This window comes from Catellatospora sp. NPDC049133, from assembly GCF_040648455.1.
Classification (GTDB): Bacteria; Actinomycetota; Actinomycetes; order Mycobacteriales; family Micromonosporaceae; genus Catellatospora; species Catellatospora aurea.
In genome coordinates this window covers 26,108-48,049 of sequence record NZ_JBEZDT010000047.1, presented here as the reverse complement: position 1 = coordinate 48,049, position 21,942 = coordinate 26,108, and the positions used below count along the sequence as shown (strand labels likewise).

Here is a 21,942-nt window from a genome sequence, read left to right as displayed (position 1 = left end):
CTGAAGCTGGAGAAACAACATGAACCCGACGGGTGTAGGCATCATCGGACCAGGATCGTGGGCATCCATCTCCCACATCCCGGTCATCGCCGCGTCACCGGCTTTCGAGCTGCGAGCCGTGAGCACGTCAAGGCGCAGCTCGGCTGAGGCCGCGTCGGCCAGGTACGGGGTGCCCGGCTTCGACGACGCGCGAGACCTCATCGCCCGCCCCGACGTCGATCTGGTGGTGGTCGCGGCGCAGGTCACCCAGCACCTCGAGGTCATCTCCGCGGCACTGCGGGCGGGCAAAGCCGTCTACAGCGAGTGGCCGCTCGGAAACGGCCTGGCCGAGGCCGAGCAACTGGCCGAACTGGCCCGCACATCCGGCCTGCGCACCGTCGTCGGCCTGCAGGGCCGCTATGCCCCGCAGGTGCGGCACGCCCGGGACCTGATCCACCAGGGCTACCTCGGCCGGGTGCTGGGCACGACCATGGTCGGCTCCGGGATGGTGTGGGGAGGCGAGGTGGCCAGCCACAGCCAGGCCTACTGGTTCGACGACAGCAAGGGCGCCAACACGCTCACCTCCGCCACCATGCACGCCCTCGACCCGTTCCACCACGTGCTCGGCGAACTAGACACGGCCTCGGCCAACCTCGTCGTCGGGCGGCGCGAAGCCACGGTGACCGCCGACGGCAGCCGCATCGCCGTCACCGCCCCCGACCAGGTCGCCATCATCGGCACCCTGGCCTCGGGAGCCGCCGCATCGGTGTTCTACCGCGGCGGCACCTCACGCGGCGACAACTTCCGCTGGGAGATCAACGGCACCGACGGCGACCTCGTCCTGACCGCGGCATGGGGCAACATGCAGGTCGCCCAGCTCACCCTCGCTGGCGGCCGCGGCACGGACACCACCGTGGCGCCCATCGAGATCCCCGCCGCCTACACCGACGACGTACCGGCAGACCTCGCACCGACCCCGGCCGCCAATGTCGCCCGCCTGTACGACCAACTCGCCCGCGACATCGCCGAGGGCACCCGGACCGTGCCCGACTTCGAGCACGCCCTGCGCCGGCACCGGTTCATCGAGGCAATGCGGCGGTCCTCAGCCGACGGCACCGCCCAGAGCCTCGCGTGACCACGCATCGCCATCAGCAGGCGCAGCAGGAAGGAGCTCGCATGAAGGCCGTCGGACTCATGCAGCACGGAGGACCTGACGTGCTGCGGATCGTCGAGCTACCCACCCCGCACGCAGGCCCGGGCGAGGTCCGGATCCGCGTACGTGCCGCAGCGGTCAACCCTGCCGACACCCTCATCCGGGCCGGGCACACACCCATCCGCCAGCACGGCACCCAGCCGGTCATTCCCGGCCTCGACGTCGCCGGATCAATCGACGAGATCGGCCCCGACACGGTGACGAGCCTCGCCATCGGCGACCGCGTCATGGCGATGATCAACCCGACCCGGGCGGCAGGCGGGGGATACGCGGAGTGGGTCGTGCTTCCCGAAGCCTGGGTGGTCCCGGCACCCGCCGGGACGAGCCACGCAGAAGCGGCCACGCTGCCGATGAACGGGCTGACCGCGCTGCGCGCCCTCGACCAGCTCGATCTTGCGCCGGGTAGCACCCTCGCCGTCACCGGGGCCGCCGGTGCGGTCGGCGGCTACGCGGTGCAGTTGGCCAAAGCCGCAGGCCACCGCGTGCTGGCCGACGCCGCTCCCCGCGACGCGGCACTCGTCCACGCACTCGGCGCCGACAGCGTCGTCGACCGGGGACCGGCCGTTGCCGAACGCTTCCGTGCCCTCACCGACTCCGGAGTCGACGCCGCGGTCGACGCCGCGCTCATCGGAACTCCTCTACTTGCCGCGATTCGCGGCGGAGGCAGCCTGGCCCACGTCCGCGACATTCCCGACCAGCCCGCCTTCGACCTGGCGGCCGCGGGCTACGGGGTCAAATCTGTCAACGTCCACGTGCATGATTACGACGGAGTCCGCGACAAACTGGACCGGCTGCGACAGCTGGCCGATCAGAAGCGGCTCAGCCTGCGTGTCGCCGAGTCCTTCGCACCGGAGCGGGCGTCGCAAGCCCATCGGCTGCTGGAAGCCGGAGGGGTACGCGGTCGACTCCTCATCGAGTTCAAGTAGCCGGCGATCCGAATCCGGCGCGGGTCGGTGCGCCCGGGCGGCCACCACCACCGCACTCTCCTGCAGGCGCGGTAGGTTCGTGGCCGACGCCGCTGCAGAATACGCAACGCTTGCGCTGTCCTGGGGTGGACAGGAACTCGGACCTGGACCTTCTGGCACGCTGGCGGAGTAGGCACATGGATCAGGTCGGTTCCAGCGATTCTGGGAAGCGACCTGATCCGCGTGCTGCTCAGACAACGGTGATTCCGCCGTTGTTCGTGAGTGCGGCACCGGTCGTGGGGCAGGTAGCGCCAGGCGATGCCGGTCCGGTTGACGTAGAGGATGGCGTTGAGGATCTCCCGCAGGTCGTAGCTGGGTTTGCGGCCGCCGACACCGGCGTCGGTGCGGGCCTGACGCCACCCGGTCAGCCGAGGTGCGATCAGGGCCCAGCGGGCATCGGACAGGTCGGAGGGGTACGCGGGCCGTCCGGTCATGCCGCCGTTCTACTATCGACGACAGCCGTTGGGTTGCACCCGATGTCCGGCAAACCTCGCCATGGTGAATGAGACACGATCCGCGGGAGATACCCGGCGCTCCAACCCGAGCGAATCCGTCCACAAGACGCAATCTGGTTCGCGCTCCTGCGCGGAGTGCCGCATGACGAACCGGCGCGAGCTACCCAATAGGTAATTGAAACGCCCAGTGAGTTCCGCGGTGTCGGTCCACTCGGTGGTGATGGCGAGGACTACCGGCCCGGCTTCCAGTTGGTCGAGGACGGTGTAGTGCCGGTTCAGCAGCGTGCCGTTCTCGCCTTCGTTCTCGGGATAGCGCTTGGAACCGGGCAGACTGTGGAACCTGACCCACCGATCCAGGTAGCGCGAGCGCAGCAAGTGCGCCATCGGCGGGCAGCCCGGCCACTGGTGCTCCCACAAATCGGTCAAAGCCTGCGGCTGCGGGTACCGGCTGGAGATCACCGTGTAGTTCTACTGCGCCGGGATGGCGCCCGACGCGGGGACCAGGCGGTGACCACACATCATGCGCGTGGCTTTGTCGCTTGTGTTCGATGGGGAACATCGCGAATGGTGTGATCCAAGTCACCGGAGCCACATCGCCTGGCCGTATGTGTCCCATCTGTACATCGCGGCTGGTGATCGTCCAGCGTAGTGCCGCCGACCACGTGAGAGTTTGGACGGATCGCGTTCACGTAGGAGCCGAGCGCGCTCGTTGAGGGACAACGCGTGACGGCGGCACCGCCTATGGTGCAGCCAAGTTCTTCATCGGAGGTCGGTCATGCGGGGGCCACTCCCGGCTGGATGTCGGGCTGCACCGACGGCGTTTGCGGCTTGCGTGAGTCACGCGGATCAAGCTGCGGCCGGCGGGAGGCATGCCGGTGGGGCGTTCGTATGACGATCGACCGCCACCGGCTCCGAGCAACACCTCACCCCTCGGCAAACCTCTCTCCTCTTCTCACGGGTGGTAGCAGATGTCGTCCTCTGTAATGGAGTCCGGGCGCCTTCGGCGTCGGGCGTCGCGGCCCGCCTTGCTGGCGCTGGTGGTGGCGCTGACGGCGGGCATCGTGCAAGTTCCGCAGGCTGCGGTTGCGGGGGAGGGCGGTCCTTCCGTATCCGCGCAGCCCGCGCCGCCGAAGGGAGCCCAGCGGAAGGCGGAGAAGGCGAAGCCCGACCCGACCGCTGACAAGACGATGACCCGGCGAGACCCTGTCGCCTGGCCCTCCGCCGGTGTGACCGAGGTGCCTGCCGACGGCAGGCTGTCGACAGCGGGAGGCATGTCCGTCTCCATCACCGCGGTGGCCGGCACGGCCGAAGGCCGCAGCAGGCGGGTCGCCGACGACGTGGAGAAAGTCAAGATCGAGGTCGTCGACCAAAGCACGTCGACGCAGGCAGGTGCCGACGGTCCGATGTTCCGGCTGCACCGGGCCGACAGCGGCACCGTCGGCGACAAGGTCCGTCTGACTCTGGGCTACGGCGGATTCGCCCATGCGCGCGGCGGTGACTTCGGCGCACGGCTGCGGCTGGCGATGATGCCGGCGTGCGCGTCGACGACCCCCGGCAGGCCGGAGTGCCGCACTCTGCGCTGGGTCGACTCGGTGAACGACAGCACCAGACAGACCGTCACCGCGGCGGTCGACGTCTCCGCGGCACAGTCCGAGTCCGTGGTGTTCGCGCTGACCGCCGGAAGCGCTTCAGCGCAGGGCGACTACAAGGCCACCAAACTCGCACCGTCGTCGTCGTGGTCCACCGCGCTGTCTTCGGGTGGCTTCTCCTGGACGTACCCGGTTCGCACGCCCGCGACTCCTGGCAACTTCATCCCCCAGGTGGCGCTGACCTACTCGTCGCAGGCTGTCGACGGACGAACCTCGGCGACGAACAATCAGGGTTCCTGGATCGGCGAAGGGTTCAGTTACGAGCCCGGCTACATCGAGCGCCGGTACAAGTCCTGCAAGGACGACGGGCACGACACCTCCGCCGACCGCTGCTGGGCGTTCCAGAACGGCACCATCATGCTGTCCGGCCACTCCGGCACGCTGGTGAAGATCAGCGATGACGTGTGGAAGCTGTCCAATGACGACGGCTCCAAGGTCGAGCGCATCAGCGGCGGCACCAACGGCGACAACGACGGCGAGTACTGGAGACTCACCACCGCGGACGGCACGAGGTACTTCTTCGGGCTGAACCGGCTGCCCGGCTGGTCGACCGACAAGGAGGAGACCGAGTCCGTGTGGACGGCTCCGGTCTACGGCGACGACGCCGGCGAGCCGTGCAACAAGACGTCCGGATTCGCCGACTCCTACTGCAACCAGGCCTGGCGGTGGAACCTCGATTACGTCGTCGACCCCAAGGGCAATGTCGTCTCGTACTTCTATGACCGGGAGACCAACCACTACGCCCGCGGTGGGCGGACCGACATCGACGGTGTGTCCTACCACCGTGGCGGATTCCTGGCCCGGATCGACTACGGACAGCGCGACAACCAGGTGTACACCACGCACGCGCCCGCCCGGGTGGTGTTCTCGACGGCGGAGCGGTGCATTCCCGGAGGCGGCGTCGACTGCGATCCGCAGGATCTGAACGAGACCACGGCGGCCTCCTGGCCGGACGTGCCCGAGGACCTCATCTGCGCCGCCGGCACGCATTGCGAGGCGGCGCAGACCTCGGCGACGTTCTTCACCCGCAAGCGCCTCACCAAGATCCAGACACAGGTTCGGGGGGCCGCCGACTGGCTGCCGGTCGAATCCTGGAATCTCGAGCATGAGTTCAAGGCCAACGACGACGCGTCACGCACGCTGTGGCTCAAGAAGGTCCACCACACCGGGCACTGGGGCGGCACCGAGATCACTCTGCCCCCGACCGAGCTCGACGGCGTCCAGCTGCCGAACCGGATCGTCCGGGACGGCGACAATCTGGGTCCGCTGATCCGCTACCGGCTCGCCTCCGTCAAGACCGACACCGGCGCGCAGCTGACCATCAACTACGAGAGCCCCGACTGCACCAAGAGCAACCTGCCGACGGCCGGCAACTCGACACGGCGGTGCTTCCCGGTGATCTGGAACCCGCTCGGCGGTGACGACGAGGACAAGGTCACCGACTGGTTCCACAAGTACGTCGTCAAGAACCTCGTGGTGGACGACCTGGTCGGCGGCAACGAGGACATGGTCACGGCCTACGAGTACGTCGGCAACGCTGGTTGGCGCAAGTCCGAGCCCGACGGGATCACCAAGAACGAGGATCTGACCTGGTCGGACTGGCGGGGCTACCAGCAGGTGATCACCCGCGCGGGCAACGGGCAGTCGATGCCGGGCCGGGTCGACCACTTCTTCCTGCGCGGCCTGTCCGGTGGTGAGCTGGCGAACGGCTCCAAGCCCGCCGTCACGCGCACCGACTCCACCGGGACCAGCTACACCGACCACGACCAGTGGAGCGGTCACGAGCTGGAGACCATCACCTACAACGGGCAGGCGATCGTCAGCAAGACGATCAACCAGCCGTGGCGGCAGGTCACCCGTACCCAGACGGAGACCTGGGGTTCGAACGTCGCCGTGCTGACCGGCACCGAGGTGACCCGTGACCTGACGGCTCTGCCGGACGACCCGCCGGGCACGCCGAGGTGGCGGGAGACGAAGACCGTCACCACCCGCGATCCGATCTGGGGCAGGGTCACGCAGGTCGAAGACCTCGGTGACGTCGCACCGGGCAAGAGCGACGACGACAAGTGCACGCGCACCTGGTACGTCGACAGCCCCACCAAGTACATCTACACACTGATCTCGCGGACGCGAACGGTGTCGGTCCACTGCGGGGTCACCAACCCGGACCTATCCAAGGACCTGGTGGCCGAGAACCGCCTCAGCTACGACCTGCTCGCCTGGGGTGAGCAGCCCACGGAAGGCACCGCCACCCGCAGCGAGTCACTCGACCGATACGACGGCGCCAACACGCTGTTCGTCGTCGACTCGGAGACGACGAGCGTCGACGACTACGGCCGCCCGCTGTCGGTCAAGGACGCCCGTGCCATCGCCGACGGCAGGCCCTACACGACCAAGACGCGGTACACCGAGACATACGGGCTGACCACTCAGATCGAATCGACCAACGCGCTGGACCATGTCACGACGACGACCATGGATCCGGCGTTCGCCACCGCGGTCGCCACCGTCGACCCGAACGGCAAGCGCACCGATCTGGTCTACGACTCTCTCGGGCGGCTCACCGCGGTCTGGTTGCCGGACCGGGACAAGGCACAGGGCGCGACACCCAACACCAAACACTCCTACCGCGTCCGCAACGACGGAAGCACAGTCGTCACCAGCGAGGCGATCAACAACGACGGCTCCTACCGCGCCAGCCACGAGCTGCTCGACGGACTGCTGCGGACGCGCCAGACCCAGACGCCGGGCCCCGGCGGCGGCTGGCTGCTGACCGACACGTTCCACAACGGCAGTGGGCAGGCGTACAAGACGAATGCGGCCTACCTGGCCCTGGGGACCGCCGGTGACATGCCCATCGTCACCGCCGAGGGCGCCGTCAACGGGCAGAGCACCATCACCTACGACCAGGCCGGGCGCCCGATCGCCGAGACGTTCTCCGTCGCCGGCGACGCGCGGTGGGTCACCACGACCACCTACGAGGGCGACCGGGTCCATGTCGACCCGCCGGACGGCGGCGTGCCCACCACGACCGTCACCGATGCTCGGGGCCAGACGACCGAGCTGTACCAATACCACGGTGACAGCCCGTCGGGCACGGCCCAGGTCGTCCGCTACACCTACCTGCCCACCGGCTCGGTCGACGTCATCACCGACTCGGCCGGCAACAGCTGGGACTACGAATACAACCAGCGCAACCAGAAGATCCGAAGCAAGGACCCCGACGCCGGGACGACCACCTACACCTACGACTCGTCCGGCAGCATCACCTCAACGACCGACGCGCGGCAGATCAAGGTCTCGTACCGGTACGACGCACTCGGCCGCAAGCGCGACAGCTGGCAAGGCGAGGCCGGCACCGGAACGAAGCTGGCCGCCTGGGTGTACGACAACGCGGGCAGCAAGGGACACCTGCACTACAGCCAGCGGATCGCCGGTGGCCAGAACTACTTCACCATCAACGCGACCCGCGACCAGCTGTACCGCCCGACCAAGGTCCGCTACACCTTCCCCGCCGGCGGCGTCGGCGCGCAGCTGGGCACCAGCTATGAGTTCACCACCGGGTACAACACCGACGGCACCGTCCAGTCGACCGGCATGCCCGCGGCCGGCGGCCTGGCGGCGGAGGCACTGGCCATCGGCTACGACAGCCTGCTGCGCCCGACGTCGCTGACCGGCAGTTCCTCCTACGTCATCGCCTCGGGCACCCGGTACAACGACGTCGGCCAGCTGCTCGGCATCGAGCTGCACACCGGCGGCACGGCCAAGAAGGCCTGGCTGCTGAGCGAGTACGAGCGCGGGACCAGCCGGCTCACCCGCTCGACGCTCACCCGGCAGAACGTGGCCGTCGACAGCATGGACGCCCGCTACACCTACGACGACGCGGGCAACGTGCTGTCGATCGCCGACAGCCCGACCGGTGGCACCGCCGACATCCAATGTTTCACCTACGACCATCTGCGCCGCCTCGACCGCGCCTGGGCTCACGGAGACCCGACGAAGGCCTGCGCCGACGGTGTGACCGCGACCGGCGTGGGCGGGCCCGCGCCGTACCACCACTCGTGGACGTTCGATCAGGCCGGCAACCGGGACATCGAGACGATCCACTCGGTGACCGGCGGCGCCGACACCGTCCGGGACTACACCTACCCCGCGCAGGGGCAGGGGCAGCCGCACGTGCTCACCAGGATCGACCAGTCCGGTCCGGGCGGCGCACGAACCTACGACTACGCGTACGACGTCTCCGGCAACACCACCTGCCGTCCCAACGGCACCGGCACCAACAACTGCGGCACCAGTGCCGCAGCGCACCAGGCGCTGAGCTGGGACGCCGAAGGTCGGCTGGCGTCCAGCACCCCTGCCGGCGGCCAGGCCACGACCTACGTCTACGACACCGAGGGCAACCGCATCGTCCGCAAGGAGGCGGGCGGTGCCACCACGATCTACCTACCCGGCATGGAACTGGCCCTGAACGGCACGGTCGTCTCAGGCACCCGTTACTACGCATTCGCCGGGAAGGGCATCGCCGTCCGCACCGGATCCGGGGTGACCTTCCAGGCAGGGGACCACCACGGCACCGCCGCGGCCAGCGTCGACGCCGTGACGGGCAGCATCTCCTGGCGCCGCACCACCCCGTACGGCGCCACCCGGGGCACCCCGCCCGCCTTCTGGCCGGATCAGAAGGGCTTCCTCGGCTCGACCCAGGACCCGACCGGCCTGACCCATATCGGAGCTCGCGAGTACGACCCGGGGCTCGGCCGGTTCGTCAGCGTCGACCCGGTGTTCAACGGCGCCGATCCGCAGTCGTGGAACGGGTACGGCTACAGCAACAGCAACCCGACCACCTTCAGCGATTCCACCGGGCTGGCGCTCACCTGCGGCGACTCGGACAGAGGGGTATGTCCGCCGCCTCCGCGACCGTCCTCGGCGAACGGCGAGGACACGGATCTCAACTACTTCCAGTACGCCGACGAGTCGCGTGACGGCAACCTCACCCGGCAGCACAACGCCGCGCGGGATCTCGCCGCGATGGAGATCGCGATCATGTGCCCGCAGTGTTCCGTGATCACCGAGATGCCCATCGCCGGTACGGGGCCGGGTGGCAGTGTCGGTCGTGCTGACATCGTCGCCTACGACCCGCTGACGAACACCATGTACGTGTGGGAGGTCAAGCACGTCGGTGGAGTCAACGGTGAGGCAGGAGCCGAGGCGAAGGGTCCAGCAGACCGGGACAAGTACATCAACGGGCTCAAAGCACAGTTCAAGGATGTGCCCGGAATGCAGGTCAAGGCCGGATTCAGGTTGAACACGGAGCTCAGCCGACCTGATCCCGACGATGCGCGCCGAACGCTAGTGGTCAATTCGTCCACCAACAAGGGGCGGCCCAGCCCGCAGTTCGACGGCGTCATCATCTACTGGACCCGCAACAAGAGGGACGACGACGAGTACCGGCGCGGATACGGCTGGGACCATGAGCAGGACCGGGTGGCAGCCCGCAACGAGGCGACCAACGGCGACGGCGGCTGGCCCTCGCAGGTATGGGACTGGCTGCAGACGGAGAAGAAGTGGTGGGCGCCTCCGCCCGGCCAGGCGGCACCCACCACGCCCGACACCGGTGGGCCGGACAACCCCGGACCTCCGCCGATCGTGATCCCTATCCCGGTCGGTCCGCGCGTGCCGGTTAGAGTGCGCTAGGCCACGTCGACGGAGGGAGCCGGCTGTGAATGAGCAGTTCACCCTGGAGGTGCAACTGAACGTGGAGCACACGGCCGGCTCCTTCGGCGAGATCGCCTACCGCTGGTTTGACGAGGTGTCGGCCGGGGTGGCAGCCGAGGCGCGGGCGGCGGTGGCGCCCCTTGCCGCCACCGTCGGCCGGCCGCCGACGCCCTACGGGCCGCTGGGCGAGCCCGGCACGGTCTTCGGTGTCGTGCAGTGCACGCGGATGAAGACGGCGTTCGAGTCCAGGACGACCGAGCGCAACGCTTCGGCGGCGGGCATGCGGTGGCTGCGTACGCAACTCGCCGACATGCCGGCGCAGGCGTCGATGTGGTTCGGCCGGTTGGACGAGCACGGCCACCGGTCGGGACGGCTGCTCTACCTTCGCGCGCGCCGACTGGCGGACTCGCCGGACTGGCTTCGGCTGGAAGCTCACCTGGACGAGTCGGAGTTCACCGACCCCGTGCATGGACGGGATCGCCAGCAGCGCTACCTCGAAGCCGCATGGCCGTTCGCGGACGAGTTCGACCCGGGCTTCGGCGACATCGACTACACGTTCGACGGCGAGACCACCTTCGAGACCTCGTTGCGCAGCCCCGAACGCCCCCGCCAATGGTGGGACCACACCAGTTCGGTGAACCACTGCCGCGAGTTCCTGCGGGGCTACTCCTGGTTGACGATCCTGCCGAAAGAACTCGCCGCGGTCGTGGGCGGAGCCGGCGCGCTGACCGCATCCGGCGCCTTCAGCCAGGTCCGGCGGCTGCGCCACGGCGGGTTCTGGCTGCTCGCCACCGACGACTACCGCGACTACGACCAGGCCGCGGTGGAACGCGTGTTCCGGGCACTAGCGCCCGCGTTGCGTGCGGGCACCCCGACGCAGTGGCCGCGCAGGAGCGGCGAGTCGCCGCAGCGCCAGGTGTTCCGCGATGCCGCCGGGACCGGCTCCTGACCGGTCGGCGCGACTGCTCGGGAGGTCGCTTCGTTGGCATACGACGGTGGTGTCGACCTTCGCCCTTTCGCGGTGATCTCGGCAGACATGTATGTCCGGTGCGCCGACGTCAAGGTGCTGCGTGCGTGGTTCGCTGCCTGGGTGTCGTCGGTCACCGGGCTGGCTGTCGAACTCTTCGACGGCGCCTTTGCACATCAGTGGATGCTCGGCCGTACCTTGGCGGGTGGCGCACGCGACGCCTCCGCGGAGAACGGAAGTCCGGCGGAGGCTGTCGACCTGCTCGACGAGAACGCCGAGTCGGTGTTCGCCTACCTCTGGCTCGACGAGCGCGACCCGGCGCTGCGCGACGTCCGCGTCACGTTCCAGCGGTTCGCCGACGACGGCGGGCAGGCGCTCCTGCAGGTGACGATCGGCTACTTCACCCAGCAGGTCGACGCGGCGCGGCTGGGTCAGGCGCTGGTCGAACTGCTGCACGACAACGTGACACCCGAAACCACGTATGGACAGGTGGCGACCCTGCATCCGCAGTACCCGCCGCGGACCCGCCTGGACGTGCTGCTGCGCAGGGACGCCGCGGACTCGGCGGGTGAGGCCACCCGGGTCCTGCGGGGTTACGAATGGGCGACGTTGTGCCCGGCTGCGCTGATCGGTCGGCTGGGCGGCGTCGACGCCGTCCGGGAGTCCGGTGCCTTCGCCGCGGTCAGAGTGGCCGGCCCGGCGCTGCTCCTGCAGGCTTCGCGCTCTCCGGTGGACTACGACGAGGACGCGGCCCGGCGCGTGTGGCACACGCTGCGGCCCGTGTTGCCGCCGGGCAGGCCGAAGCCGCTGCCGCTGCTGTCCTTTGCCTCGATGGTGATGGAGGACGCCCGCTCGTAGCAGGTCGGCGGTCGTGGCAGAACTCGACACTGAGTTATCGGTCGAGCCTCGAGCAAGGCCGACGTCGGCGCGTCCGTCAGGAAGGGCACTCCTGGCGCCGGCATCAGTCGTGGAGATCGGAGAGCCGGCAAGAGCGTCTGGCCCGAGGTGCGGCACTCGACAACCGGCGGCCAGGACACCGTCCGCGACTACAGCAACCCGGCCGACGGCCAGGGCCAGAACCAGCCCCACACCCTCACCCGGGTCGACGAAACCGGCCCGAACGGCAACAAGACCTACGCCTACCGGTACGACGAGGCCGGCAACACCGTCTGCCGACCGAACGGCAGCGCCAGCAACACGTGTACGCCGGCCAGTTCCACCGCACATCAGAGCCTGACCTGGGATCCCGAAGGGCACCTGGACACCAGCACCCCCGCCGGGGGGCAAGCCACCAGCTACGTCTACGACGCCGACGGCAACCGGATCGTCCGCAAGGAACCGGGCGGCCTCACGACCCTGTACCTGCCCGGCATGGAACTGGCGCTGTCCGGCACCGTCGTCAGCGGCACGCGGTACTACACGTTCGCGGGTCAGACCGTCGCGACCAGGACCACCGGCGGGGTGTACTTCCACGCCGCGGACCACCACGGCACCGCCGGGAGCACCGTCAACGCCGCCACAGGTGCGATCACCTGGCGACGCACCACCCCCTACGGCACCGGGCGCGGCACTCCGCCTCCCACCTGGCCGAACCAGAAGGGCTTCATCGGCGGCACCCAGGATCCCACCACGGGCCTCACCCACCTGGGCGCCCGTGAATACGACGCCACCACCGGCCGATTCATCAGTGTCGACCCGATCATGGATCTGGGCGACCCGCAGCAGTGGAACGGTTACAGCTACAGCAACAACAACCCGACCACGTTCAGCGACCCGAGCGGGCTCACCTACTGCCTCGAACCGGGCGATTGCGTCAGCTACGCCGGCGTGATCGCACTGCTGCAGACCGGCACTTGCCCCTGGACGGGGTGCGAGCCGGAGAACCCGAACCTCGTCGGTGAGATCCTCCTGGACACCCTGCCGGGCTTCTCGCAGTTCAGCGATACCGTCGACGCCTACGAGTGTGCGAAGAACCCGACGTGGGGTTGCGTGATCGCCAGTGTCGCCGGTTACATCCCGCGGGTAGGGCTGGCGGCCAAGAAGTGCGCAAAGAAGTGCGACGACATCATCGACGGAGTCACCGGTAACGGGAAGAAGAACCCAGATGCCCCGGACGCGCCGAACAAGCCGGACACCCCGGGAGGAACGCCGAAACCGGAGACGCCGAAGACCCCGGACGGCGGGCCACCCTGCAAGAAGTGCAAGTGCAACAGCTTCGATCCCAACACCGAAGTGCTGCTCGCCGACGGCACCACCAAGAAGATCAAGGACGTCGTCGTCGGTGACAAGGTCATCGCCACCGACCCGCTGACCGGCGTCACCGAGGCGAGAGAGGTGACCCGACTCCACCTCAACCAGGATCGGCAGCTGACCCTCGTCACTGTCGTCGACGGCACCGGTGCCCGGTGCATCATCGACACCACCTGGGAACACCCGTTCTGGTCGACGACTCGGCGCGACTGGGTGCCGGCCGCAGAGCTGCGGGCAGGCGAGGAGCTGCAAAGCTACCGCGGCGGGCCCATCCGGGTCGTCGAGGTGAAGAACTACCTCGGCGCCAAGGCGATGCACAACCTCACCGTCGCCGGCATTCACACCTACTACGTACTCGCCGGTGGAACCGCAGTGCTGGTCCACAACGACGGCGAGTTGGTCGATCCGAACGACATCAACTTCTCGCAGCGGACGATCTCGTCCAACAACTACGCTGAGCTGATGAAAGCCGGTAAGTGGAACTGGGCTCGCTCTCCGCTCCGGGTGATGGATGTGGACGGCCAGCTGGTGAGTTATGACAATCGCCGACTGGACGCCGCGCGTGAGGCAGGCGAGCAGGTGCTGGTCGAACGGGTCAATCCGTCCGATCCGCATCCTGACTCGACGACCGGCAAGACCTGGGCGCAGAAGTTCGCGGAGCGATTCAGGGACCCAAGAAACGTGCGGGCCGGTGGCGTGGTGCCGAGTCAGGGCCTGCCGGATCGCCCCGAGGCCTGCTGATGGGAGAGACAGTGGCGAACTTGATCGTTGATCTCTGGTTGGCGGGAACGCTGCCGATCCGCAACGCCCTCTACCGAGCCGACGGCGTCTCGATCACCGCTCGCATCGATCCGGGCGTGCCCGGCGGACTCACCCTGGGGGAGCCGTTCTCGCTGGAGACCGTCATGCGGGCCGATCCGGAGTACGTCACCAGTGTCGACATCACGGCCGAGCATGATCTCGGTGCAGGCGGCGGCTACCTCGTCTGCGGAGAGGGCTCGTACGGATCGGAAGGCTTCTTCGGTCGGCTCGATGCCGGCAAAGGCCTCGTCTGGGTCGTCTATCTCGAGGACAGCAATCCGTTCGTGAACGTATCCGCTGAACCAGGTTCCGCGGTCTTCACCTCGACCTCGGGCGTCGTGATCACCGTGAACCTCGAAACCTCCGAGTTCGGTATCGGCACGTAAGTCCCTTCGCGAGTCGCTTCTGGGCGACGCGAACATGAAGCCGGCTTGGAGAAGCGCGTTGTCACGCGCTTCTCCAAGCCGGGCGATTCTCGACCGCCTGCCCCAGGGATCGGCTCAAAAGGCGTAGCCGGTCGATCTTGACCGGCAACCAGGCGTGCGTAGACGGTTGGCCACCCGTCCTGGGGGCAGGGGTCGTCGCGCGATGAACGGCGTTGGTAGGCCTGCAGAGTCCCGGTCGAACACGGACCTCAGCCGCCCTCATCCGGACGATGCGCGCCGAACACTCGTGGTCAACTCGTCCGCCAACAGACGCTTGCCGTCCAGGGCCTGCTTGACCAGCCGCAGGCACTGGTTGTACCCGAACCGGGCCGCACCCGCATGCCGACGCAGCACCAGCTCCTGCCCGACCGTGGGATTCAGACAGAATCGGAACGTGGTGAAACGGGCCACGGCAGCACACCCTGCCACACCCCACCGACAAACACCCACGACCAGCAAAGCCCGAACACAGCCGGACCGGAAACGCCCGACAACCGGCACCGCCGATCACTTATGAAACACGCCGTAGCCGCACTCGACCGCACGTGACCGGCGGCGGGCACGACGCCCGCCGCGAAACCCGCACGCGGCGAACGACTCTCAGCCGGTGATGCTGAACGCGTCGCCGTACACCTTCCACCTCAGTGGCAGTGCGAGGTCGAAGTTACCGGCCTTGAGGAACACCCGCTGCGCGGTGTCCACCCGGCTGGTGTCCTCGTGCGCGGACTCGGTCCGCATCGCGGCGACCCGGGCGTCGAGGAACGCGTTCAGGTACGCGGTCTCGTCGCCGCCCTGCGCCGGAGGCCGGGCACGTTTGAGCGCGGCAGCGCGGATGCCGCCGAAGCTGACCGGGTCGTTGCCGGGCCCGTGCATCACGATCGCGTCGTAGTAGATGAACTGGCCGAGCGCCCGCAACCCGTCGGACTCGGCCCGCGCGACGGCCGGGTCGAAGTACATCGCATCGCGCACCTCGTTCTGCGCCTGCTGGAACACCTTGTCGCCGGCCGCGGCCGCCCACGCGGCGGGGAAACCAGGGTCGAGCCCGGAGTGCGACGCCGAACCGTTGACGCGGCGCAGCGCGCCGAGGTAGCCGGCCAGCGCGTTCGACGGCTTGCGCCGGGTGTACAGCTCGACGAGCTCCAGCATGTCGCCCGTGCCGGAGCAGAAACCGATGATGCCGCCGGTGTAGCCGCGGCCGTCGCCGATGTCCTCGAGGTAGCGGTACTGGGCCCGCCAGTTCAGCGACGAGTTCTCGGCACTGGACACCAGCTGCATCGCGACGTCCTTGAGCTTCGGGTCGTCAAGCCCGGCCCTGGCGGCGGGCCGCGTGGAAGCCGCGGGCCGCGGGCTCGGCGTGCCCGACGGCCGCAGCGACGCGACGGCCGTGACACTCGCCGAAGGCTTCTGCTGGACCGGTGACGGTGCCACGGTCGCCGTCGCCGTGGCGGCGAGTCCCGACGGGGCGGTCGGCTGCTCCGCGTCCGGAATCACGAGCACGGCCAGCACGGCGATTCCCGCCACCGCACCGGCCGCCGTGCCGACCATCCAGACCCCGCGGTCGTTTCGCCTCATCGGGATCCCTTCGTCGACCGTCACCGGCGTGCCCGACAGAACGTAATCCCTGCGGGACGCACGCGCCACGGACACCACGCAGCCGGCGCCAGGGTGCTCGGCTCAGAATGGGCGATCAGGGCCACCGGCAGCTCTACGAGGTGCCCCAGGTCGGATGTGGCCACGCACGCCGCCGTCATCCGCGAAGGCGGCGGCGCTCGCTTTCGCGGAAGAACGCGCTCGACTGGGGTGCGTGAGCCGGATGACGGCCAGCAGGGACAGGAGCGCGATCCCCGCGGACAGGATCTCCATGGCGACGAGATCCACGGATCTCGGGCAGTTGGGCCCGGCCTCGGTTTTATCCGCTCTACGGTGCGGTAAGACGAGTGCATGGACGACATCACCGCGCTGATTCTCGACGATCACGCATCCTTCCGCCGCGCCTTCGCGCGTCTCGACGACGCCAAAGACCCGCAGCAGATGCGCAGCATCTGGGAGCCCCTCGCCCTGCACCTGGAGATACATGCCGAGGCGGAGGAGCGCATCCTGTATCCGCATCTGATCAGGCGTGGTGGGGAAGACGCCGAGGACGAAAGTCTCGACGCGATCCGCGACCACAACAAGATTCGTGATGCGATCGCCGAGTCTCGCCAGCACGAGGTCGGCACCGACCGGTGGTGGACTGCGGTTTGGTCCGCCCGCAGGGAGAACACCGAGCATCTGGCAGAGGAGGAGGACGAGGGCCTGCCTGACTTCCGCAGGCACGCGGGAGACGAGTTGCGGGCCGGGCTCGGAGCCGACTGGCTGGCCTTCTACGCCGAGCACCCGTCCGGCAAGGGGCTGACCTTCCGGGACAAGGACCCGGAGCGCTACGTCGCCAAGTACTCGCAGTAGACAGGCTGCCATCCAAGATCACCCTGTCGACCGGGTCGGCCGGCAACGGCACCGCCAACGCCGGCTCGACATCTGCCTGAACGGGCGCAGGCTGCCGGACCCTCGCAGCCTTGAAACTGCTCCGGCCGACATCATGTTCGCAGCGTGCGGGCCTGACTGTCAGGGCGTATCGTGCGGATCGTGACCGCTATCTCTTTGATGCTTGCGGTACCGGACGCTTCTGCGGCATCCGCCTGGTATCAACGCGCCCTCGGCGCCACCGAGCTGTGGAATCTCGGCTCGGTGATCGGCCTGGAGGTCGGCGGGGCGCCGTTCTTTCTGGCCCAACCGGAGGGCAACCGCTGGGAGAGCCCGATTGAGCTGGGCACCACGACGGTTCGCGTCGAGGTCTTCGTCGACGACCCGGACTCGTTCGCCAGCGGCGCCGCGGCTGCGGGGGCGCAGTACCACGATCCGGTACGAGACCACGAAGCGCCCTGGGGAACACATCGCCAAGGGGGTTTCTTCGATCCGTACGGGCATCTCTGGCTCGTGGGCGACAAGTCGCCGCTACAACGCCGTTGAGACACCGGGCCACGGGCGCACTGCCCCGGTGCGCCGATGCCGACGCCCTCGACCGGGCAGCCGGGTCATGAGGGATGCTGTGGGGCGAAATTCGCGACCGGCGGCAAGAGGATGGGAACGACCATCGGGGAGCCACGCCGCGGAAGCCGACCGCCTGGGCGACCGCGTGAAGGAGCCGCATGTCCGCGACCACCACCGCCCGGATGCTGCCCGGCAAACCCGTCGCCGACCAGGTCCTCGCCGACGTCGCCGCCCGCTCCGCCGCCCTGCGGGCCCGCGGCGTCACCGCGAGCCTGGCCACGCTGCTGGTCGGCGACGACGACGCCAGCGCCGGCTACATCCGCATCAAGCAGCAGCAGGCAGCCGCGCTGGGCTTCGCGTCCCCGCATGAGCACCTGCCCGCCACCGCGTCCCAGGCCGACGTGCGGCGGGTCATCACCGGCTGGAACGACGACCCGGCCGTGCACGGCATGCTCGTGCAGTACCCCATCCCCGGCCACCTCGACTACAACGCCGCGCTGCAGGCCATGGACCCCGACAAGGACGTCGACGGCATGCACCCGGTCAACATGGGCCGTCTCGCCCTCGGCATCCCCGGCCCGCTGCCCTGCACCCCCGCCGGCATCGAGGCGCTGCTTGCCCACTACGACATCGGCGTCGCGGGCCGGGAGGTCGTCATCCTCGGCCGCGGTGCGACCCTCGGCCGACCCCTGGCGATGCTGCTGGCGCAGAAGCGCCCCACCGCCGACGCCGCCGTCACCGTCGTGCACACCGGCGTCAAGGACTGGGCCCGCTACACCCGCCGCGCCGACATCCTCATCGCCGCCGCCGGTGTGCCCGGCATCATCCAGCCCGAGCACGTCAAGCCCGGTGCGGTCGTCGTCGGTGGCGGGGTGCGCTACGAGGGCCGCCGTATCCTGCCCGACGTCGACGAGTCGGTCGCCACCGTCGCCGGGGCGATCACCCCACGTGTCGGCGGCGTCGGCCCGACCACCGTGGCGATGCTGTTCCGCAACGTCGTCGCGGCCGCCGAGCGGGCCCACCCGTGACCGCGGCGAGGGCGCAGGTCGCCGCGCTGCACCGCTACCCGGTCAAGTCCCTGCTCGGCGAGCAGCTCGCCGTAGCCGACGTGACCGAGACCGGCGTGGCCGGCGACCGCGCCCTCGCCGTGATCGACACCGACACCGGCCGTGTCGCCGGCGCCAAACATCCCCGGCTCTGGCAGCGGCTGCTGACCCTCACCGCCGCGACCGACGCCGACGGCGTGCGGATCACCGGCCGCGGCCTCGACGTGCACAGCACCGACCCGACCGCCGCCGAAACCATGTCGGCGCTGCTCGGACGCGACGTCGCCCTCACCGCAACCCCGCCGGAGCAGGCCCGGCTCGACCGCGCCGACCCCGACGCCGTCCTGCGCGACGGCGTCACCGCGGCCGTGCCACTGGTCACCAGCACCCTGGGCGGCGCGGCCCCGGGCACCTTCTTCGACTTCGCGCCCGTTCACCTGCTCACCACGGCGACCCTGCGCGCCATCGCGGCGCTGCACCCGGCCCGCCGCGCCGACGCGCGCCGCTACCGGCCCAACATCGTCGTCGACCTGGCCGGTGACGGCTTCGCCGAGGACGACTGGGTCGGCCGAGACCTGCGCATCGGCGACGACCTGGTGCTGCGGGTCATCGTCGCGACGCCCCGCTGCGCGGTACCGTCCCTGGCCCACGGCGACCTGCCCCACGACCCCGACGCGCTGCGCGTGCTGGCTCGCCACCACCGGGTCGTGCCGCTGCCCGCCCTCGGCCCGCAGCCCTGCGCCGGCGTCTACGCACAGGTCCTGCACCCCGGCCTGATCCGACCTGGCGACGCCGTCGAGGTCTAGGACGTCACCTGCTGCAGCAGCCCGTGGACGAACAGCAGCCGGTGCACGTTGTCGCCGTCCGGCACGTCCACACCCCACCGCGCCGGCACCTCCGGGTCACGCTGACGTGCCTGCGGGAACCGGGCCAGCACGTCGTCGACGACACAGGACCACGGGGCCAGCCCGGCGGCCGGGCCCAGCCGCGGCACCGGCGACTCCGCTGCCCGCACCAGCCACCCGTGCAGCACGAAGTCCTCCGTGCCCACGAGCGCCTCCCAACGCAGCTCCGGCCACAGTCCGGCCAGCCGCCAGCGATGCGCCGTCAACACCGCATCCCCGTACGGCACCTGCCGCCGCTCGTCGGCCGGGCCCAGCACCGCCTCGTACAGCAGCAGCCCTTTTGGCGCCGACCGCGACCGCAGCATCGTCTGCCATCGGTTGTGCGCTGTCATGTATTCGGTGTGCGAAGCCGACAGCTCGGCGCATGCGGCCTCCACCAGCTCCGGCTGGAAGTCGAACATCCGTCGCAGCAGCATCAGCTGGAACTCCCGCCGCGCGAACCCCTTCACGCCGCGAGCGTAGGGGAGAGGCACATCTCACCACCCCGAAATGACAGAACACGCCGACCGCCGGGCATCAGGCACAGTAGAAGACCCCCGTGAAAGGACGGAGCCGATGCACGCCCGCCGCCGCTGGACCGTCGCGCTCATCGCCGCCGCCGTGCTCACCCTCGGCTGCGGCACCCTGCCCGACCCTGACGCCGCCCCCGACGACAGCGCACCCCAGCCCGGTGCCGTGCCCACCACCGCCCGCGCCTCCGACGGAACGACGTCGGTCGAGGAGTTCCGTGACGACGCCCGGGGCGCCGTCACGGAAGCCGAGAACTACTGGTCGGCGGTGTTCAAGTCCTCCGGTGTCGCGTTCGCGCCCGTCAGCGCCGTGCGGACCTACCGCGACAGCGGAGACCTCGCGTGCGGCCGCGAAGCCATCCCCGCCGACAACGCCGTCTACTGCCCGGCCGGCGACTTTATCGCCTACGACGCCGACTGGGCCGTCGCGGCTTTCCGCAAGATCGGCGACGCGTTCGTGTTCTACCTGCTCGGCCACGAGTACGCCCACGCCGTGCAGGCCCGCCTGGGCGTCGAACACCGTTACGCCATCGACCACGAACTCCAGGCCGACTGTATGGCGGGGGCTTATCTGGGCGACTCCGTACGGGCAGGCCGGCTCGACCTCGCCGACGGCGACCTCGACGAGTTCCGCCGCGGCCTGCTCGCCGTCGGTGACCCCGAGGGGCAGCCCTGGTTCGCCCCCGAGTCCCACGGCACCGTCGCCCAGCGCACCGACGCGTTCTTCAACGGCTACGAGAAGTCCCTGGCCGCCTGCGGCCTCAGCTGAGGCCATACGGCGCCACGCCGGCACCAGGGCGGCAGCCATGCCTGGCGAGCCGACCCCGGAACGCGAACTGGTGGCGGTGTGACCCGCGCGGCCACGGCCACGCGGGTCAGCCCCGTCGGGGATGCGGCACCCGGCGGCGACGGCCGACCGGCTGCTGTCGGCGGCCCGGCTGCGCGGTAGGGTCCGCAGGCCGCCGACATCGGGAGGAACCGTGCTGCACCTTCGCCTGATCATCCCGCCCCACCTGTCCGACGCCGTCGTGCAGACGCTGTCCGCGAACGGCGCGGTCGCGCACCTAGCCGTGCTCCCGGGCGCGGCCCGGCGGCCCGCCGGGGACGTGGTCCTGTGCGACGTCGCTCGCGAGGGCGCCAACGCGGTGCTGGAGCAGCTGCGCGGGCTGGGCGTCGACCACGAGGGCGCGATCACGATCGACGACGCGGCCGTGACCCTGTCCGACGCCGCGCACCGGGCCGCCGCGCGTACGCCGGGCACCGGTGTGGACGCGGTCGTCTGGGAGGAGATCGAGCACCGCACCGGTCAGGAGACCCGGCTGTCGGCGACCTACCTGGTGTTGCTGGCCGTGGCAACGGTCATCGCCGCGGTGGGGGTGCTGCTCGACCAGCCGATCCTCGTCGTCGGCGCAATGGTGGTCGGGCCGGAGTTCGGGCCGCTGGCCGGGCTGTGCGTCGGGCTGGTGCAGCGCCGCTGGGCGCTGCTGCGGCGCTCGGCGGTGGCGCTGGCGGTCGGGTTCCCGGTGGCGATGGCGGCGACCGCCGCGGCGACCTGGGCGATGACCGCGGCGGGGCTGGTCGACCGCTCGATGCTGCTTGCCGCCAGGCCGCTGACCGACTTCATCTGGCGGCCCGACGCGCTGTCGTGGATCGTGGGTTTCCTCGCCGGGATCGCCGGGATGGTCTCGGTGACCTCCGCCCGATCCGGCGCGCTCATCGGCGTCCTGATCTCGGTCACGACCGTGCCCGCCGCCGCGAACGCCGCTGTCGCCGCCGCCTACGGGGTGGCCGACGAGGCGTGGGGCTCGGCGCTGCAGCTGCTGATCAACCTGGCGGCGATCGTCGCCGCCGGTGTGCTGACGCTGACCGTGCAACGCCTGTGGTGGCAGCGGGTGCGTCCACCGGCCCGGCTGCGGGCCTTCACCGTCGCCCGGCGGCGCGAGCAGCCCGTCGGCACCGTGCGCTGACACCGCCGCTCGCCCGTCCGGGCTACGACCGGCGGGCCCTGGCCCACGCGTCCCGGGCCGCTGTCT

General features: G+C 69.6%; 18 protein-coding genes and 1 pseudogene. 14 read left to right on the top strand and 5 right to left on the bottom strand.

Going from position 1 to position 21,942, the window contains the following annotated elements; genetic code table 11:
• Positions 1-19 precede the first annotated feature (19 nt).
• Positions 20-1,114, top strand: a complete 1,095-nt coding sequence (locus AB0B35_RS37015; RefSeq protein WP_361055077.1) for a Gfo/Idh/MocA family oxidoreductase — start codon at positions 20-22, stop codon at positions 1,112-1,114.
• Between the two features lie 41 nt (positions 1,115-1,155).
• A complete protein-coding gene (locus tag AB0B35_RS37010; protein ID WP_361055074.1) occupies positions 1,156-2,118 on the top strand; it encodes an NADP-dependent oxidoreductase in 963 nt (320 codons plus the stop codon).
• On the opposite strand, the gene AB0B35_RS37005 is transcribed toward AB0B35_RS37010, so the two are convergent.
• Together AB0B35_RS37005 and AB0B35_RS37000 are read right to left on the bottom strand one after the other, a co-directional pair.
• Entirely contained in the window at positions 2,001-2,591 is a 591-nt protein-coding gene (locus AB0B35_RS37005; protein ID WP_361055070.1) for a transposase, read from the bottom strand. The two genes, AB0B35_RS37010 and AB0B35_RS37005, sit on opposite strands and share 118 nt — an antisense overlap.
• A 12-nt stretch (positions 2,592-2,603) precedes the next feature.
• Complete coding sequence (locus AB0B35_RS37000; RefSeq protein WP_361055067.1) at positions 2,604-3,071, bottom strand: hypothetical protein; 468 nt, start codon at positions 3,069-3,071, stop codon at positions 2,604-2,606.
• Positions 3,072-3,883: 812 nt separating this feature from the next.
• Here AB0B35_RS37000 and AB0B35_RS36995 point away from each other — a divergent pair.
• The 6 genes and pseudogenes from AB0B35_RS36995 to AB0B35_RS36970 all read left to right on the top strand — a co-directional run bounded on the left by AB0B35_RS36995 (position 3,884) and on the right by AB0B35_RS36970 (position 14,380).
• A complete protein-coding gene (locus AB0B35_RS36995; protein WP_361055064.1) occupies positions 3,884-9,955 on the top strand; it encodes an RHS repeat-associated core domain-containing protein in 6,072 nt (2,023 codons plus the stop codon).
• Positions 9,956-9,980: 25 nt separating this feature from the next.
• Positions 9,981-10,925: a hypothetical protein gene (locus tag AB0B35_RS36990; protein ID WP_361055061.1), complete on the top strand. Its 945-nt coding sequence runs from the start codon at positions 9,981-9,983 to the stop codon at positions 10,923-10,925.
• A 72-nt stretch (positions 10,926-10,997) separates the two neighbouring features.
• Positions 10,998-11,801, top strand: a complete 804-nt coding sequence (locus tag AB0B35_RS36985) for a hypothetical protein (RefSeq protein ID WP_361055058.1) — start codon at positions 10,998-11,000, stop codon at positions 11,799-11,801.
• A 147-nt stretch (positions 11,802-11,948) separates the two neighbouring features.
• Positions 11,949-12,293: pseudogene (locus AB0B35_RS36980) on the top strand (hypothetical protein); the annotation flags it as partial.
• 21 nt (positions 12,294-12,314) lie between these two features.
• Positions 12,315-13,934, top strand: coding sequence for a polymorphic toxin-type HINT domain-containing protein (locus AB0B35_RS36975; protein ID WP_361055138.1), 1,620 nt, complete (start codon positions 12,315-12,317; stop codon positions 13,932-13,934).
• A gap of 11 nt (positions 13,935-13,945) precedes the next feature.
• A complete protein-coding gene (locus AB0B35_RS36970) occupies positions 13,946-14,380 on the top strand; it encodes a hypothetical protein (protein ID WP_361055055.1) in 435 nt (144 codons plus the stop codon).
• A 258-nt stretch (positions 14,381-14,638) separates the two neighbouring features.
• Here AB0B35_RS36970 and AB0B35_RS36965 read toward each other — a convergent pair whose 3' ends face one another.
• Positions 14,639-14,830, bottom strand: coding sequence for a helix-turn-helix domain-containing protein (locus AB0B35_RS36965; protein ID WP_361055052.1), 192 nt, complete (start codon positions 14,828-14,830; stop codon positions 14,639-14,641).
• 189 nt (positions 14,831-15,019) lie between these two features.
• Positions 15,020-15,991 (bottom strand): chitosanase, encoded by a 972-nt coding sequence (locus tag AB0B35_RS36960; RefSeq protein WP_361055049.1) that lies wholly within the window; start codon positions 15,989-15,991, stop codon positions 15,020-15,022.
• Between the two features lie 369 nt (positions 15,992-16,360).
• Between AB0B35_RS36960 and AB0B35_RS36955 the strand changes: the two genes are divergently transcribed.
• From AB0B35_RS36955 to AB0B35_RS36940, 4 genes are all read left to right on the top strand, one after another.
• Positions 16,361-16,864: a hemerythrin domain-containing protein gene (locus tag AB0B35_RS36955; RefSeq protein WP_361055046.1), complete on the top strand. Its 504-nt coding sequence runs from the start codon at positions 16,361-16,363 to the stop codon at positions 16,862-16,864.
• Positions 16,865-17,044: 180 nt separating this feature from the next.
• A complete protein-coding gene (locus AB0B35_RS36950) occupies positions 17,045-17,428 on the top strand; it encodes a VOC family protein (protein ID WP_361055041.1) in 384 nt (127 codons plus the stop codon).
• Between the two features lie 179 nt (positions 17,429-17,607).
• Positions 17,608-18,477, top strand: coding sequence for a tetrahydrofolate dehydrogenase/cyclohydrolase catalytic domain-containing protein (locus AB0B35_RS36945; RefSeq protein WP_361055038.1), 870 nt, complete (start codon positions 17,608-17,610; stop codon positions 18,475-18,477).
• Positions 18,474-19,301, top strand: coding sequence for an MOSC N-terminal beta barrel domain-containing protein (locus AB0B35_RS36940; protein WP_361055035.1), 828 nt, complete (start codon positions 18,474-18,476; stop codon positions 19,299-19,301). Before AB0B35_RS36945 ends, AB0B35_RS36940 begins: the two co-directional genes overlap by 4 nt.
• On the opposite strand, the gene AB0B35_RS36935 is transcribed toward AB0B35_RS36940, so the two are convergent.
• Complete coding sequence (locus AB0B35_RS36935; protein ID WP_361055032.1) at positions 19,298-19,849, bottom strand: hypothetical protein; 552 nt, start codon at positions 19,847-19,849, stop codon at positions 19,298-19,300. The two genes, AB0B35_RS36940 and AB0B35_RS36935, sit on opposite strands and share 4 nt — an antisense overlap.
• A 106-nt stretch (positions 19,850-19,955) precedes the next feature.
• On the opposite strand from AB0B35_RS36935, the gene AB0B35_RS36930 reads away from it, so the two are divergent.
• Both AB0B35_RS36930 and AB0B35_RS36925 read left to right on the top strand, forming a co-directional pair.
• A complete protein-coding gene (locus AB0B35_RS36930) occupies positions 19,956-20,678 on the top strand; it encodes a neutral zinc metallopeptidase (RefSeq protein ID WP_361055030.1) in 723 nt (240 codons plus the stop codon).
• Positions 20,679-20,889: 211 nt separating this feature from the next.
• A complete protein-coding gene (locus AB0B35_RS36925) occupies positions 20,890-21,876 on the top strand; it encodes a DUF389 domain-containing protein (RefSeq protein ID WP_361055027.1) in 987 nt (328 codons plus the stop codon).
• Positions 21,877-21,942 lie beyond the last annotated feature (66 nt).

What these genes read in the sequence shown, in the direction of transcription:
- AB0B35_RS36930 (WP_361055030.1), top strand. Translation starts at nt 19,956, where the DNA reads ATGCACGCCCGCCGCCGCTGGACCGTCGCGCTCATCGCCGCCGCCGTG.
- AB0B35_RS36955 (WP_361055046.1), top strand. Translation starts at nt 16,361, where the DNA reads ATGGACGACATCACCGCGCTGATTCTCGACGATCACGCATCCTTCCGC.
- AB0B35_RS36945 (WP_361055038.1), top strand. Translation starts at nt 17,608, where the DNA reads ATGTCCGCGACCACCACCGCCCGGATGCTGCCCGGCAAACCCGTCGCC.
- AB0B35_RS36975 (WP_361055138.1), top strand. Translation starts at nt 12,315, where the DNA reads ATGGAACTGGCGCTGTCCGGCACCGTCGTCAGCGGCACGCGGTACTAC.
- AB0B35_RS37015 (WP_361055077.1), top strand. Translation starts at nt 20, where the DNA reads ATGAACCCGACGGGTGTAGGCATCATCGGACCAGGATCGTGGGCATCC.
- AB0B35_RS36995 (WP_361055064.1), top strand. Translation starts at nt 3,884, where the DNA reads ATGTCCGTCTCCATCACCGCGGTGGCCGGCACGGCCGAAGGCCGCAGC.
- AB0B35_RS37005 (WP_361055070.1), bottom strand. Translation starts at nt 2,591, where the DNA reads ATGACCGGACGGCCCGCGTACCCCTCCGACCTGTCCGATGCCCGCTGG.
- AB0B35_RS37010 (WP_361055074.1), top strand. Translation starts at nt 1,156, where the DNA reads ATGAAGGCCGTCGGACTCATGCAGCACGGAGGACCTGACGTGCTGCGG.
- AB0B35_RS36960 (WP_361055049.1), bottom strand. Translation starts at nt 15,991, where the DNA reads ATGAGGCGAAACGACCGCGGGGTCTGGATGGTCGGCACGGCGGCCGGT.